We start from the raw sequence: 13,694 nt of genomic DNA on the forward strand, positions 1-13,694 counted from the left end.
TTGAAGTCGAAGGCGGTCGATGCGAGGAAGCGGGATCCCGGATCAAGTCCGGGATGACGAGAGCGAAGAAACGACCGGAAACTAACGACGGTAATGTGTGCCCCGGCGAAGGCCGGGGTCCAGGGCGGCAATCCGCACAGCTCGGCTTTCCAGAGCCCTGGGCCCCGGCCTTCGCCGGGGTACAACATAGTAGCAAACGTCCGCTCCCCACCCCAAACAGACATCGCCTCCAAAAAGGTCTTTCCTACATTATCCGGCCGTGCCAGCCTTCATCCGGCTCTTTCATTCGGTGAACAAAAAGGTGGTCGCTGCCTGGCTTACGGGTACGACCACGATCGGACGTGCCGCGCACATCAGCGCTCTACAACTTGCAAATCGGGGCGCTCATAGGACTGAACTTCCCTGAACTTTGAAATATTGCGCGACCCTTGCGCCGATCCGATCCCGGATTCAGCCGGGCGATGGCCAAAGAGGGTAACGACAGCTCCCCACCCCAAACTGGCCGTCCATTTCTCCAACTGCGCGACTTGCGCTGCCGATCCGCGACCTTACAAGCAGCGGCCAGCACAGCATAATATCCCAGGGAGCCTCACCGCATGACCGACAGCCTGTTTCGCCGCAAACCGATCGTTCCGGAACGGCGGGAGGGTGAGCAGGCACTCGCGCGGACGCTCGGCTGGCCGCACCTGATTGCGCTTGGCGTCGGGGCGATCGTCGGAACCGGCATCCTCACGCTGATCGGTGTCGGCGCCGACAAGGCTGGCCCCGCGGTCATCCTCTCCTTCGGCATTGCGGGCCTGATCTGCGCCTGCGCCGCACTCGCCTATGCCGAAATGGCGACGATGATCCCAGCCTCGGGCAGCGCCTATACCTATAGCTATGTCGTGATCGGCGAGTTGCTTGCGTGGATCGTCGGGTGGAGCCTGATCCTCGAATATTCGCTGGTGGTCAGCGCGGTCGCGGTTGGCTGGTCTGGCTACGCCGCGCCCTTGCTGGAAGCCTGGGCGGGCTTCCCGATGGCATTGATGCAGGGGCCGGAACTGGGCGGCATCGTCAACCTTCCGGCGATCGCCATCATCGCCGTCGTCGCGGGCCTGTTGCTCGTCGGTACGCGCGAAAGTGCGACGCTCAATGCGGTCCTTGTGCTGGTGAAGATCGTCGCGCTGGTCGTGTTCGTCGCGGTCGCGCTCCCGGCGTTCAACGCCGCTAATCTCGAACCCTTCAGCCCCTATGGCTTCCCCAAGCATATCGGGCCCGACGGCGTCGAGCGCGGCGTGATGGCGGCAGCGGCGATCATCTTTTTCGCCTTTTATGGCTTCGATGCGATTGCGACCGCGGCCGAGGAGGCGAAGAACCCCGACCGCGACCTGAAGATCGGGATTGTCGGGTCGATGTTCGCGTGCGTCGTCATCTATATCGGGGTTGCCGTCGCGGCGGTCGGGGCGGTCGCTTACACCCGTTTCGCCAACAGCCCCGAGCCGCTGGCGCTGATCCTGCGCGAACTCGGCAGCCCGCTTGCGGCGCAATATCTTGCTGTATCGGCGATCATCGCGCTGCCGACGGTGATCCTCGCATTCTTCTATGGCCAGAGCCGCATCTTCTTCACCATGGCGCGTGACGGGTTGTTGCCCGCGAGCCTTGCCAAGCTGTCATCGCGCGGGACGCCGGTGCGGATCACCATCTTTACCGCGCTGGTCGTCGCGGTGCTTGCGGGCTTCATCCCACTCGGCGAACTCGCGGCGCTTGCCAACGCCGGAACGCTGGCGGCGTTCACGGCGGTGTCGATCTGCATGCTGATCATGCGTCGCCGCGCGCCCGATGCGCCGCGCACTTTCCGCACGCCCTTGCCGTGGGTGGTCGGTGGGATCGCGGTGCTCGGCTGCATCTATCTTTTCTTCAGCCTGCCGATGCAGACCCAACTCTGGTTCCTGGTCTGGAACGTTGGCGGGCTCGGCGTCTATTTCCTCTACGCCCGCCGGAACGCCGTCGTCGGCTGACCGGCCGCGCAATGAAGAAAGGCCCCGCTCCGACCGGGGAGGCGGAGCGGGGCCGAGTTTTACGCCGCGCTGTTTTCAGCTATCGGCTTCGAAGGTCAGCAAGTCGCCGGGCTGGCATTCCAGCTCGGTGCAGATCGCCTCGAGCGTCGAGAAACGGATCGCCTTTGCCTTGCCCGTTTTGAGGATCGACAGATTGGCGAGCGTGATGCCGATGCGGTCGGAGAGGTCGGTCAGCGTCATCCGCTTTGCGTGAAGCAGGTCGTCCAGCTTTACGACGATCGCCATCAGACGGTCCCTTCCAGCTCGTCGCGCATCGCCGCGCCGCGTTCAAAGACCGCTGCAAGGACGAAGGCGAGCAGGATCGCGAGGAGGCCCTGCAGGTCGAGGCCGCCCATGTTGGCGAACGTGCTGGTCGATACCGCGATGTTGCTGGCCACCCAGCCGAGCGGGAAGGCGAGAAGCTGCGTTGCGACGAGCGCCCAGCCGATGCGGCGAAGGCGGAGGGCGTTGGTAGGAATGAAGGGGTCGCCCGCCGCGCTCGTAACGAGTGCCTGTAGTTGACGCAGAATGTAGACGGCGGCCGCAAGTATGGCTGCGAGGATTCCGAATAGCGCAAAGAGTTGCGGGCGCATCGTGTCGACGTCGATGAAGACGCTGTTGTTCTTCGCCTCTGCCGCGATGTCGGGCCACATCACGACCAGCGCGCCGCTTGACGCGACGATGACCAAAAGGGCGACCGCGACCAGCGCCAGCATCAGCCAGAGCAGGCCGCGGGTTACGCCCAGCAAGGTCGAATGATTGGTAGGCATATCGTTCTCCGATAGGTTGATTATCGAAAAACGATAATTGGCCGTGAGCTGGCCGACAGCGCATCGCCGCCATGACGATGGGAAGGGGCCTCAGGCCGCCTGCCAATCGAATGCCAACGGCGCTTCGCGAAAGGCAAAGCGGTCCAGGTGCCTTGCGACGACGCCCTTCATCGCCTCGACATGCTCGTCGCTGCTGGCGTCGATGCGGACCGACAATGCGTCGGTGCCCGCGTCGAATGTCACGAGCGCGTCGCCTGCCCAGGTGGCGCCACGCGCATCCTTGGGGAAGGTCACGGTGCCATGTTCGGGGGTGAACTCGACGGCAAGGTTATGCTGCCAGTGTTTGCAGAGCTGCTGGAGATATTTGCTCGCGTGCGCCGTGGGCGTATTTGCGATCACGCTCACCATCACAGGCGCTCGATCTTTTGCGCGGCCTCGTCGATCAGCGCGACGATATCGTGCAGTGTGTCACTATCGAGATCGCGGTCGCCTAGCCGGTTCATCAGAACCTGCCGCAGATTGCCCATCGCGCGGCGGACCGACGCCGAGTCCGTGCGCTGCGTTTCTTCGCCCACCGCGGTCAGGCGGGCGAGAGCGGCCTCGACGATCTCGCTATTGGATTCGAGTTCGGTACGGCCGGCGTCGGTGATCGCGAACAGCTTTTTCGCGCTGTCGCTCTGCTGCGCTTCGATCAGGCCCATGTCGTCGAGCATCGTCAGGGTCGGATAGATAACCCCGGGGCTCGGCGCATAGCTACCGCCGGTCAATTCCTCGATATGGCGGATCAGGTCGTAGCCGTGGCGTGGTTCGTCGGCGATCAGCTTGAGCAGTACGAGCCGCAGCTCGCCGCCGTCGAACATCCGCCGGCGTTCACCGCGCTCGCCTCGGCCGCCGCCGCCGCGACGGCCACCGCCGAAACCGTGGCCAAAGCCATGTCCGAACCCGCGACCACCGCGATGCATCGCGTGCCGTCCGCCGCAACCGCGGCCATCCATTCTTACGTGAAAAATCATCATTTCATTCCTTAGAGTGATTCTAGATGCGTCTAAGATATATCTTATGGCGAAGTTTGCAAGAGGCCGATGTCGCGTTACGCGGCACTTTCTACAACTTCCGCCGCGCGCCTGCGCTTTTGGCCAGATTTGCGAACCGAAGCGCAGGTGGATCAGGGGATAGGCACGGCCCTGGCCGTCGAGTTCCGACCGGCCGACGGCGACGAAGCCCAATCGCTCGTAAAAGCCGACAGCCTGTCCGTTCTGCTCATTCACTTCGGTCGTGAGCACCGGGTAGCGGTCCAGCGCATGCGCCACCAGCGCCCGCCCGACCCCGGTGCCGCGATGGGCCGGATCGATGAATAGCGCTTCCATGCTCGATCCGTCGAGCAGCATGAAGCCCACCGGCCGGTCGTCGGTGTCCACCGCTAGCCAGAGCGGGGCTGCGGGCAGGAATGAGCGGACTTCGGTTTCTATCGCGGCGCGATCGCCGACAGTCAGAAAGTCGTGCGTCGCATCAACGGCGTCGCACCAGATCTGAACGGCGCGTTCGCCATCGGCGGGTGTCGATTGTCGGATACGGATCATGGACGGGGCCTTTAGTCGATCATAAGCGGCTGCGCCAAGCGGGGAAACACGACGGAAATCGTGGATCGGCCTTGACTCCGCGCCTGTCGACGCTATTAGCGCCCCCGTGTTGTCCGGGCCTCGGCCTTGGCAATTCCGTCCGAGACAGTTGGTGAAGGGGATTTGCCCTTCTTAATTTCCAGCCGAGACGGGGAACAGTCTTTTTCGGTCGCCCGCCTGTTTTCAGGCGACGCGTCTTGACCGACCCCATCGGACATCGTTGCGCAAATGCAGGTGAGCCTTGGCTCGCGTCGGCATTTGCGTGTGTTAGCCGCCCGGCGGCGTGTGCGTTTCGGCGCGTCACGCATCCGGGCAGATGAGTGGAGTATAGGCATGGATCGTACGGAAAAGGCCGAAGCCGTATCCTCGCTGAACGCTACGCTGGCATCAGCTGCCTCGGTTGTGGTCGTCCGCAACCTCGGCATGACCGTCGCTCAGTCGACGGTGCTGCGCCAGCAAATGCGCGATGCAGGGGCCGACTTTCGCGTCACGAAGAACCGTCTTGCCAAAATCGCGCTCGATGGCACGTCCTACACCGGTATCGGCGAACTGCTGACCGGTCCCACGGCCCTCGCGACCTCGACCGATCCGGTCTCGGCTGCGAAGATCGCCGTGGAATTTGCCAAGACCAACGACAAGCTTGAAATCGTTGGTGGCGGCATGGGCGACGTGGTCCTCGACGTAGATGGCGTCAAAGCGCTTGCTTCGCTTCCCTCGCTCGACGAGCTCCGCGCCAAGATCATCGGTCTGGTGCAGGCTCCGGCCACCAAGGTTGCGCAGATTGCCGCAGCCCCGGCGGGCCAGTTGGCGCGGGTTTTTGGCGCATATGCCGCCAAAGAAGCAGCGTGATTTCGAACTAACCTTGAAACTTACTGCCGGGATTTCCCGGTTCTGATGGAGAATGAACATGGCTGATCTCGCAAAGATCGTTGAAGACCTGTCGGCGCTGACCGTTCTGGAAGCTGCTGAACTTTCGAAGCTGCTCGAAGAAAAGTGGGGCGTTTCGGCCGCCGCTGCTGTTGCTGCCGCTCCGGCCGCTGCCGCTGCTGGCCCGGCTGCTGAAGAGCAGACCGAATTCGACGTCATCCTGACCGGTGACGGCGGCAACAAGATCAACGTGATTAAGGAAGTCCGTGCGATCACCGGCCTGGGCCTGGGCGAAGCCAAGGCGCTCGTCGAAGGCGCACCGAAGGCCGTCAAGGAAGGCGCCAGCAAGGCTGAAGCTGAAGAGCTGAAGGCGAAGCTGCTCGCCGCCGGCGCGACCGTCGAACTGAAGTAATTCGGTTCGGTGGGTTCCGGCCGGCCTGTCCGGCCGGGTTCCAGCGAAAAGAAAAAGGGCGGTGCCGCAAGGCACCGCCCTTTTTGCTGTGCGGTGAGGGGACCACCGCGGTTTGTCGGGCTTAGCTCTTGGAATAGCCCGGACGGAAGCTGGTGGAGGTGCGGACACGCGCGGGCTCGGGGCGGCGTACCTCCTGCTCCTGCATCGTCGGCGCAGGGCGCTGGGCGATTTCCCAGGCGCTGACCGGCTTGCGGGTCATATCCTTCTGAGCCGCAAGCGTTTCGTCGTAGGCTACACGTTCCTGGCGATCGAGGAAGCGTGCGCGCTTCAAACGCTTGCTGAGCGTGGCGAAGGGATTGTCCTCGGTCGGACCCGCCATTGCCATCGCTTCGTGACGCCCCATGCTGCCGCTGGGTGCAGCGGCAAAGGCGGGGACGCTAGCGGGCGTTTCGACCCGCTCTCGGGGCACATAGGCTGGTGTGACCCACTGTTGGGTCTCGCCTGCATCAGTTCGGGCGGCCATGGCGGGCGCTGCAACGACCGGTTCGGCCGCAATGGGTTCATAGTCGTCTTCGACATATTCGCGTTCGACGCGGCGGCGGCGGGCGAAAGCCAAGCCCATGCCGCCGACGATCAGCAGGGCAGCAGCACCGCCAGCGAGTTCCCAAGGGAAATCATTGCCGGCCGGAGCAGCCTTTTCTGCGGGCAGCGGCGCGGCCTCGGCAACTGGTTCGGGTGCCGTCGTCATGGGTGCGGCAATCGGCGCGAAATCTTCGGCCGGTGCGACATCGGCGACCGGTGTAGTCTCTACAGGTGCTGAGGCCACCGGTGCGGCCGTAGCTGCACGAGCCCGCGGCGTCGCGCGTTCGGCCCGGGGCGGAGCGGCGGCGCGTTCGGCGGCCTTCGGCGCTGGTGCGGTCTCCGCGGGGGCAATGTCCAGCGGAACCCGGATGACAGGCTTCGGCGCCGGCGGCTGTGCAGTCTGCGGCGCGGCGACCGGAGCAGTGGTGCTCGGTTCGGCGACGGTGGGCGGCGTCTGCGGGGTCGGTGCAGCCACGGGGGGCGTCATCGTGACCGTCGGCGCGGCCGGCGTTTCCTGCGCAAATGCGGCGGGGGTGGAGAGGGCCAGGAACGCGGCAATCGCGCTCGTGGCGGGGCGGGAGAGGGCGATATTTTTCATCATAGTGAAGGTCGAACGAACCGCCCGCAAAATTTGCTGCCTGATGATGCCGATTTCCACGATGAAACGTTTCTGCCGAACGGCGCAGCGAAGATTCCGATGCCATTCGTCGCTGTCGGGCACCGGTTTTGCGATCGGTCCTACGGCGGCAGGGAGGGCTTCCTCCATGGTTGGAGAGGTCCGACTTTCTGTGATCTTTGGGCGAATAGTGACAGGGATTTTGCGCTTTGGTGTCGGTGGGGTCACTAAAACGTCATTCCCGAGCAACCTTCGCGTGGTCAACGCCGCGCATGAAAACGACCGATCTCGTCCCGACCCGGCTGCCGTCGCATCTGCGCGAAACCCGGCGGATGCTTTTCATTGCCAAGCATGCGCGCTGGACCGGCGGACTGCACGCCGATGATGGCAATCACGCGATCTATCACCGCGAGATGCGCGAGACGCTGGAAGGGCTTGGCATCGCTTTGCTGGTCGCCGACAGCTATGCCGCGCTGTTCGACCGGCCGGCAGCCGATTTCGTCTTTCCGTTGCTCAACCGCGGTGGCTTCTTCAATTCCGAAATGCTGCTGCCGCTGCTTTGCAACCAGCATGGCCTGCCATATCTCGGCGCCTCCCCGATCGTGCGCGGCCTGTCCGACGATAAGCATCTGACCAAGCTGGAGGCGGCGGCGCGCGGCGTACCTACCGCGCCTTGGGCGTTATTTCGCCGCGGCGCTCCAGTCGATGTTTCGCGCTGCCCGCCGGCGCGGCGCTGGGTAATCAAGCCGAACAACAGCTCCGCATCCTGGGGTGTGCGTGACGCGCATGACCGGGGGCAACTTGCGCAGGCGGTCGCCGAAATCCACGCGCTCGACCATGATGCGCTCGTCGAACCCTTTATCGACGGCAGCGACATCGAGGTGCCGGTGATCACTTTGGACGGCGAGCCGGCGATGCTGCCGATGATGATTTTCGAACAGGCCGATCCAACCCAGCTTCGCACCTATCAGGAAAAGCGCGACCTGGTCGGCAACGTCGGATACAGCATCAAGCGGTTCGACGACCCGGCGATCGCTTTGCAGATTGTCGAATATACAAAGCGGATGGCCGATGTCTTTCGGCCGTTCGACTATGGCCGGTTCGAATTCCGCGTCGATCACACGACCGGCGATGTCCGGCTGCTCGAGGTCAATCTCAACTGCAATCTCTGGTCCGAAAAGCTGTTCTCGCGCTCCGCCGTCGCGGCGGGTTTCACTCACGCGTCGCTGATCGAAACGATCGTAGCCGAAAGCATGCTCCGCCAGATCGCGCCGGCAGCGGCACAGCGGAGTGCCGCGTGAGCGGTTCGATCCTGATCCTCGCGGGACGCCGCCCAGGAACGGTCGATGCGCTGGCCGCCGCGCATGGCGTCGCCGACAAATGCCTTGTCCCTGTCGCGGGGCGGCCCATGATTGCCCATGTTCTGGAAAGCGCCGCCGACAGCAGTGCCCGGCAGGTGTTCGTTTCGACGCATCACGCGATGTTGCTCGCCGAGTTGGACGATCCGGTCGTCGATCTTCTCGGCGACCGTCTGATCGTCGTTCCCGCCGCTGACAATCTGGCGGATTCGGTTCTCGCAGTCGCCGGGGTGGCGCGCTTCCCGCTGTTGATCACGACGGCCGACAATTGCCTGCTCACCCCTGCAACGATTGCAGAGATCGAATCCGAGGCGGAACGGCTGGGTGCCGATGCCGGGGTCGCGTTGGCGCGGCGTGAGGATGTGCTGGCGGTTCATCCCGAAGGCCAGCGGCGCTTTTATGAATTTTCGGACGTCGCGGTGTCGAACTGCAACGCCTATTGGCTTGGGCATCCGAATGCACAGCGTGCGGCAGAGGCGTTTCGCGGTGGCGGACAGTTCGTTAAGAAGCCCTTTCGGGTGATGCGGGCGTTCGGCCTTATCAACCTGCTTCGTTTCAGGTTCGGCCTTGGTCCGATCCATCACATCTTTCAGCGCATTTCGCGCCGTCTGGACGTCGAAATCGCCCCGCTGCTGGTGAGCAACGGGGCGACGGCGATCGATGTCGACAATGAAAGGTCGCTGCGGGTGACCGAGGCGCTGATGAAGCGCCCCGATATCGTCAATCCGCGACCCAGTTCCCGTGAAAGCCGGGAGGAACGCGGTGCGGCAGATGCACGACAGCTTGCGGTGACCCGCTAAAGTCATCGGCGTTGAGGATCACGAGCGCGGTCGTCTCGTCGTTCATGTTCACGACCAGCCCGATCAGCCAGCCGTCATCTTCAGCGCCGATTTCGCTCCGCGGGACGAAAACGAACTCGCCGGGATGACGGCCGGGGCCGAAATCGTGGATGGCTGTCGTGCCATTCTCCAGGTCATGCTTGAACAACCGAGTGTCTGCCAGCGCCCACTCGGCTGACACTCCGTCGGGAATTGCGATGGTGTATGTGTAGCGGTAGGGCTTTGTCGTCAACCGTTCGTCGTAGCGGGGGAATTCCTGCGCGTGGTCGTGGATGACGGCGCGTCGCGTGGTGCCGGCTGCCGGATCGATGGTCCAGCGCTCCATCCGCGACTTTTCGCTGTCGGGGCCGCGCTTCGAACTTGCGAACATCGTCTCGTGCGCGACGACGTCGACGATCACCTTGCCGTCGGCCGTTTCATAGGCGTTGGCCGGGTGGAAGACATAGCAAGGCTCGACCGGCACCCAGATGATGTCGTCGCCGCTGCCTTTCCTGGGGAGGAGGCCAACGCGGGCCTGATGCGCGTCATTCCACGCATAGGGGAAGCGATATCCGGACAGCAGCATCTTCATCGAGAAGGTGACGGGCAGGTCGAAGACGAGCACATAATTTTCGGTGATCGCGCAGTCGTGAATGGATGGGCCGTCGCTCACGGCAATTGCTTCCTCGCGGATCACCTGCGCGTGGCTGTCGAGAACGACGTGCCAGACCTTGTTCTGCTCGTCGCCGCGATAGGTGATCGCGTGCATCTCGTCGGTCACCGGGTCGTGATGCGGGTGCGCGGTGTAAGAGCCGGCGAGCGTGCCGTCGAACGGGTTGTGCGCAATCGTGTTCAGCTCATAGCCGAGTTCGACAGGTTTGCCGCCCGCTTCGACGATCGCAAAGGTGCGGCCGGCGAGGCCGACGACATTGGTGTTCGGGGCATCGTTGCCGTCGGCGCGCGGCCCTGGGGGGAGTTCTTCGCCGAGCACGGCGCAGGCTTCGCTGCCGCGGACCCAGCGGTTGCGATACCAGTCGGCCTTGCCGCCCTCGATGCGGATGCCGTGGACCATGCCGACGCCGGTGAACCAGTGATAGCTGGCTGGATCGGGCGCCGCGGCGGGGTTCGGCCCGTTGCGAAGATAACGGCCGGTCAGGCTGACGGGAATTTCGCCCTCGACGCGCAGTCCTTCCAGCGTGACCTCTTCGGTCATCGGTTTGTGGATGCCGGAGAGGAACGGGTGCGCGTCGGTGGGGCGGGGGAGGCGCTTGCGGTTGAAGTCGGCGACCTTGCCGATGCCTTTGACAACCGCGCCGCGGATCAGGGTTTCGACGTTGCTTGCCATGATATTGCTCCTTACGGAAGTTGGCGAAAGTGTCGCGTAGCGTAGGGCTTGTGCGGACGACTCGAAATGTTTACAGTGACAACATGATGGCAAACAAAGATAACAGTGTCAACATAAAAAGCGACGGCGCCAAGGTGGCCGGCGCCTATCATCATGGCGACCTGCGCGCGGCGGTGATCGCGGCGGGGCTCAAGCGGCTGGGCGAGGGCGACAGCGCCGAACTGGGCCTGCGCGCGCTCGCCCGCGATGTCGGGGTCAGCGCGACTGCGCTATACCGGCACTTCCCCGACAAGGAGGCGCTGCTCGACGCGCTTGCCGACGAGGGGCTGCGGCGGCTGGGCGCGCTTCAGGCGCAGGCCTGGCTGAAGGCAGGCGGTGGGATCGGGGGCTTTAAGGCGACGGGCATCGCCTATGTCCGCTTTGCCCATGACGAGCCGGCGCTGTTCCGCCTGAGCTTCACGCGCCAGATGCCCGAACGCTGCCCCGATGGCAGCAACGACGGCGGCGAGGTCGCCTATAATCTGCTCCGCGCCGGAGTGGGCGAGGCGCTTCCCGGCGTCGAAGACCCGGATACTGCGGCGCTGCACGCCTGGGCGCTGGTCCACGGTCTGGCGATGCTGATTCTCGATCGGCGCATCGAATGGGATGAGGCGAAGGTCACCGAAGTTGTCGGCCTGACCTTTGGCGGGGTTGGCTGACGACCGCGGCCGCGACCGCCCGCGCGGGTGGGTATTAAAATTAGCGGTTTATTTTTCCCTTTTCGGTTAACTGATCGCATGACCCAGTCGCTGACCCCCAGAGTCGAAGCGGTCTTTTGGTTCCTGCTGACCGTAACGGGATATTTCCTGCTTGCGAGCCTGTCGCTGCACGCCACGAAGGGCGCCGACAATATCGCCGCAGTATGGCCGCCCAGCGGCTATTTTCTGGCGCTGCTGATCCTGATGCCGGCGTCGGCGCGGATATCGGCTTTTGCGGGGATGGCGACGGCAAGCCTGGGCGCCAATCTTTATGGCGGCGCACCGCTCGCCTCCTGCCTGGCCTTCACATTTTCCAACGGCTGCGAGGCGGCGCTCGCGCTGTGGATATTGCGCCGCCGCGAACCGGACGAACTGTCGTTCATGGTGCCGCGGTCGGTCGTCAGCTTTTGCATAGCGGCGTTGACCGCCAGCATCGTCAGCGCCGCCATTGCGTGGGCGCTGACGGGCAGAGGCACGGACTTTTTCCTGTCGTGGCTGACGACGGTGCTGCTTGGCATGTTGATCGTGACCCCACCGGTTGTGATGCTGGCGCGGATGGTCGGCACAAGCGCAATGGCCAACGCAACGATGCGGATGAAGGCCGAAGCTGCCGCGATCCTGACCGTCACGGGGCTGGTGACCATCCTGTCCTTTTCGCAGGCGCAATTTCCCATCACCTTTCTGCCGTGCATCGCGGTCATCGCCGCAGCGTACCGGCTCGGTCCTTTTGGCGCGGCGGCGGGGATGCTGATCGTGACGATCATCGCGTCGCTGCTGACGGGGCAGGGCTATGGGCCGATCGCGGCGATCGAGGGCGTGCAGAAGACCCGCGTGCTGTTCCTGCAATTCTATCTGCTTACGCTGTTGTTCACGACGCTGCCCCTCGCGTCGCTGCTGATCGGGCGCCAGCGGCTGGCGAAGCGGGTCGAACAGAGCAATCGATGGCTTTTGCAGGCGGAGGCGGCGGCGCTTGTCGGGCATTGGCGCGTCGACCTAGTCACCTGGACGATCACCTGGTCGGACCAATCCTATCGCGTCCACGGGCTGGAGCCGGGGGCGCCGGTCGATGTCGATTATAGTGTGAGGCAATATGTGGCCGAGGACCGGCGCGCAGTCCGGAAAATCCTGGCCGACGCAGTCCGCACCGGCGAGCCCTTTGAGTTTCAAGGGCGGATATTGCGGACCGACGGCGAAATCCGGCATGTCAAATCGCACGGGTCGATCGAGATCGGCCGCGGCGGCAAGGCGGTCGGCATCTTTGGCACCGTCCAGGACGTGACCGAGACGGTTGAGAATGCTCGGATCCTCGAGGCTGCGCGCAGCGCGGCGGAGCGTGTGGCCAATACGGATATGCTGACCGGCCTGCCCAATCGCCGCCACACGCTGGCATTCCTCGAAAGGGCGCTTGCGGGCGCGCGCGAACATGGTGCGCCGCTTGCGGTGGCGATTTTCGACATCGACCATTTCAAGCGGATCAACGACACGCATGGCCATGCGACGGGCGATCAGGTGATCCGCCGCGTCGCGCTGCGCGCCCGGGCTGCACTCCGCGACGAGGATATGGTCGGCCGCATCGGCGGCGAGGAATTTGTCTGCATCCTCCAGCGATCGAGCGCACAGTCCGCCGAAATCGTGGCCGAACGCGTCCGTAAGGCGGTCGAGGCTGGCACCGCCGCCGAAGACGACCTGCCGGATGCAACGATCAGCGTGGGGCTGGCGGTCTATGATGGCGAGGCCGATGTCGAGGAACTGCTGCACCGCGCGGACAAGGCGCTTTATGTCGCGAAGCGCGAAGGGCGGAACCGGCTGCGCAGCGCGGCCTAGGGGCGGGAGCCTGGGGAGCATCGAATTCGAGGCTAATCCGTTTCTGCAGGGATCGTTTTGCGCGGCCGCCGAGGTTTCTGAAAGTCTATTGCGGAGTTCCCGAAAGACCGGCAGAAGCATGGCCGGAAGTCGCGAGAGGGATTTCAGGGGTAGGGGCACGCGGCAACGCGCCAATCTGAAGTTTCGGTGAAGTCACTTGCGCGACCCGGCCAATAACTGTGCCTGCGATCATTCGTCGTTGGCGGGTGTTTTTGCCAAATGACTGATTTCCGGTACATCCGGAATAATAAGGGGGAGTTCGATGTTTTCATATTTCGTGGAAACGGTTCCGCATTTTCTGGCCTATTTCGGCGCAGCCGCGCTTCTGGCGGTCGCTTTCCTGACTTTATATGTATTGATCACACCGCACCGCGAATTTGCGCTTATTCGTGAAGGTAACAGCGCCGCTGCGGTGCAGCTTACCGGAACTTTCCTGGGATTTGCGGTGCCGGTGGCGGTCGTCATCGGCCATTCGGTCAGTATCCCCGACATGTTGCTCTGGGGCGGGGTCGCGGCACTGGTCCAACTCGCGGTTTTCTTCGTCATCTCGCGCTTGCTGTTCAAGGCGATCTCCCAAAAGATCACCGAGGCCTGCGTCGCGTCGGGCATTTTTGTCGGTGGCATGGGGCTTGGCTTCGGCGTGCTTCAGGCCGCCTGCATGGTTCCTTAAA

At 63.6% G+C, this 13,694-nt stretch carries 14 protein-coding genes and 1 pseudogene; 8 read left to right on the plus strand and 7 right to left on the minus strand.

All coding sequences use genetic code 11. The annotated features are described in order from the left end of the window. The first annotated feature begins 596 nt into the window (after positions 1–596). Positions 597–1,997 carry an amino acid permease gene (locus KEC45_RS05360; protein WP_062182157.1) on the plus strand — a complete coding sequence of 467 codons (1,401 nt, stop codon included), beginning with the start codon at positions 597–599 and terminating at the stop codon, positions 1,995–1,997. Between the two features lie 75 nt (positions 1,998–2,072). Here the strand turns inward: KEC45_RS05360 and KEC45_RS05365 are convergent, their stop codons facing one another. The 5 genes and pseudogenes from KEC45_RS05365 to KEC45_RS05385 all read right to left on the minus strand — a co-directional run. After that, entirely contained in the window at positions 2,073–2,282 is a 210-nt protein-coding gene (locus KEC45_RS05365) for a helix-turn-helix transcriptional regulator (RefSeq protein WP_252171604.1), read from the minus strand. Continuing rightward, entirely contained in the window at positions 2,282–2,806 is a 525-nt protein-coding gene (locus KEC45_RS05370; protein ID WP_062182151.1) for a DUF2975 domain-containing protein, read from the minus strand. The genes KEC45_RS05365 and KEC45_RS05370 overlap by 1 nt, the downstream gene beginning before the upstream one ends. Before the next feature lie 90 nt (positions 2,807–2,896). Continuing rightward, positions 2,897–3,214 (minus strand): DUF2218 domain-containing protein, encoded by a 318-nt coding sequence (locus KEC45_RS05375; RefSeq protein WP_062182147.1) that lies wholly within the window; start codon positions 3,212–3,214, stop codon positions 2,897–2,899. Next, a complete protein-coding gene (locus tag KEC45_RS05380; RefSeq protein ID WP_252172020.1) occupies positions 3,214–3,768 on the minus strand; it encodes a PadR family transcriptional regulator in 555 nt (184 codons plus the stop codon). Before KEC45_RS05380 ends, KEC45_RS05375 begins: the two co-directional genes overlap by 1 nt. Positions 3,769–4,014: 246 nt before the next feature. Then, positions 4,015–4,386: pseudogene (locus KEC45_RS05385) on the minus strand (acetyltransferase); the annotation flags it as partial. Positions 4,387–4,758: 372 nt separating this feature from the next. Between KEC45_RS05385 and rplJ the strand changes: the two are divergent. Both rplJ and rplL read left to right on the plus strand, forming a co-directional pair. Further along, positions 4,759–5,274: a 50S ribosomal protein L10 gene (gene rplJ / locus KEC45_RS05390; RefSeq protein ID WP_062182141.1), complete on the plus strand. Its 516-nt coding sequence runs from the start codon at positions 4,759–4,761 to the stop codon at positions 5,272–5,274. A gap of 58 nt (positions 5,275–5,332) precedes the next feature. Then, the gene (gene rplL, locus KEC45_RS05395) at positions 5,333–5,704 is read left to right on the plus strand and encodes a 50S ribosomal protein L7/L12 (RefSeq protein WP_062182138.1); all 372 of its coding nucleotides are present in this window, start codon (positions 5,333–5,335) and stop codon (positions 5,702–5,704) included. A 121-nt stretch (positions 5,705–5,825) separates the two neighbouring features. On the opposite strand, the gene KEC45_RS05400 is transcribed toward rplL, so the two are convergent. Beyond that, positions 5,826–6,887, minus strand: a complete 1,062-nt coding sequence (locus KEC45_RS05400) for a hypothetical protein (RefSeq protein WP_252171605.1) — start codon at positions 6,885–6,887, stop codon at positions 5,826–5,828. A 287-nt stretch (positions 6,888–7,174) separates the two neighbouring features. Between KEC45_RS05400 and KEC45_RS05405 the strand changes: the two genes are divergently transcribed. Together KEC45_RS05405 and KEC45_RS05410 are read left to right on the plus strand one after the other, a co-directional pair. Beyond that, positions 7,175–8,203: a phosphoribosylglycinamide synthetase gene (locus KEC45_RS05405; RefSeq protein WP_062182131.1), complete on the plus strand. Its 1,029-nt coding sequence runs from the start codon at positions 7,175–7,177 to the stop codon at positions 8,201–8,203. Continuing rightward, positions 8,200–9,060 carry an NTP transferase domain-containing protein gene (locus KEC45_RS05410; RefSeq protein ID WP_252171606.1) on the plus strand — a complete coding sequence of 287 codons (861 nt, stop codon included), beginning with the start codon at positions 8,200–8,202 and terminating at the stop codon, positions 9,058–9,060. Before KEC45_RS05405 ends, KEC45_RS05410 begins: the two co-directional genes overlap by 4 nt. Here KEC45_RS05410 and KEC45_RS05415 read toward each other — a convergent pair. Then, complete coding sequence (locus KEC45_RS05415; protein WP_252171607.1) at positions 8,981–10,423, minus strand: carotenoid oxygenase family protein; 1,443 nt, start codon at positions 10,421–10,423, stop codon at positions 8,981–8,983. The two genes, KEC45_RS05410 and KEC45_RS05415, sit on opposite strands and share 80 nt — an antisense overlap. Positions 10,424–10,509: 86 nt before the next feature. Here KEC45_RS05415 and KEC45_RS05420 point away from each other — a divergent pair, with 86 nt between their 5' ends. From KEC45_RS05420 to KEC45_RS05430, 3 genes are all read left to right on the plus strand, one after another. Then, positions 10,510–11,121: a TetR/AcrR family transcriptional regulator gene (locus tag KEC45_RS05420; protein WP_252171608.1), complete on the plus strand. Its 612-nt coding sequence runs from the start codon at positions 10,510–10,512 to the stop codon at positions 11,119–11,121. A 78-nt stretch (positions 11,122–11,199) separates the two neighbouring features. Next, a complete protein-coding gene (locus KEC45_RS05425) occupies positions 11,200–12,984 on the plus strand; it encodes a sensor domain-containing diguanylate cyclase (protein ID WP_252171609.1) in 1,785 nt (594 codons plus the stop codon). A 301-nt stretch (positions 12,985–13,285) separates the two neighbouring features. Then, positions 13,286–13,693, plus strand: coding sequence for a DUF350 domain-containing protein (locus KEC45_RS05430; RefSeq protein ID WP_252171610.1), 408 nt, complete (start codon positions 13,286–13,288; stop codon positions 13,691–13,693). The last annotated feature ends 1 nt before the right edge of the window (position 13,694 follow it).

Origin of the sequence: Sphingopyxis sp. USTB-05 (assembly GCF_023822045.1) — a bacterium.
Classification (GTDB): domain Bacteria; phylum Pseudomonadota; class Alphaproteobacteria; order Sphingomonadales; family Sphingomonadaceae; genus Sphingopyxis.

Coding starts and splice junctions, on each gene's coding strand:
- KEC45_RS05420 (WP_252171608.1), top strand. CDS start 10,510: ATGGCAAACAAAGATAACAGTGTCAACATAAAAAGCGACGGCGCCAAG.
- KEC45_RS05370 (WP_062182151.1), bottom strand. CDS start 2,806: ATGCCTACCAATCATTCGACCTTGCTGGGCGTAACCCGCGGCCTGCTC.
- KEC45_RS05360 (WP_062182157.1), top strand. CDS start 597: ATGACCGACAGCCTGTTTCGCCGCAAACCGATCGTTCCGGAACGGCGG.
- KEC45_RS05400 (WP_252171605.1), bottom strand. CDS start 6,887: ATGATGAAAAATATCGCCCTCTCCCGCCCCGCCACGAGCGCGATTGCC.
- rplL (WP_062182138.1), top strand. CDS start 5,333: ATGGCTGATCTCGCAAAGATCGTTGAAGACCTGTCGGCGCTGACCGTT.
- KEC45_RS05425 (WP_252171609.1), top strand. CDS start 11,200: ATGACCCAGTCGCTGACCCCCAGAGTCGAAGCGGTCTTTTGGTTCCTG.
- KEC45_RS05365 (WP_252171604.1), bottom strand. CDS start 2,282: ATGGCGATCGTCGTAAAGCTGGACGACCTGCTTCACGCAAAGCGGATG.
- KEC45_RS05430 (WP_252171610.1), top strand. CDS start 13,286: ATGTTTTCATATTTCGTGGAAACGGTTCCGCATTTTCTGGCCTATTTC.
- KEC45_RS05405 (WP_062182131.1), top strand. CDS start 7,175: ATGAAAACGACCGATCTCGTCCCGACCCGGCTGCCGTCGCATCTGCGC.
- rplJ (WP_062182141.1), top strand. CDS start 4,759: ATGGATCGTACGGAAAAGGCCGAAGCCGTATCCTCGCTGAACGCTACG.
- KEC45_RS05415 (WP_252171607.1), bottom strand. CDS start 10,423: ATGGCAAGCAACGTCGAAACCCTGATCCGCGGCGCGGTTGTCAAAGGC.
- KEC45_RS05380 (WP_252172020.1), bottom strand. CDS start 3,768: ATGCATCGCGGTGGTCGCGGGTTCGGACATGGCTTTGGCCACGGTTTC.
- KEC45_RS05375 (WP_062182147.1), bottom strand. CDS start 3,214: ATGGTGAGCGTGATCGCAAATACGCCCACGGCGCACGCGAGCAAATAT.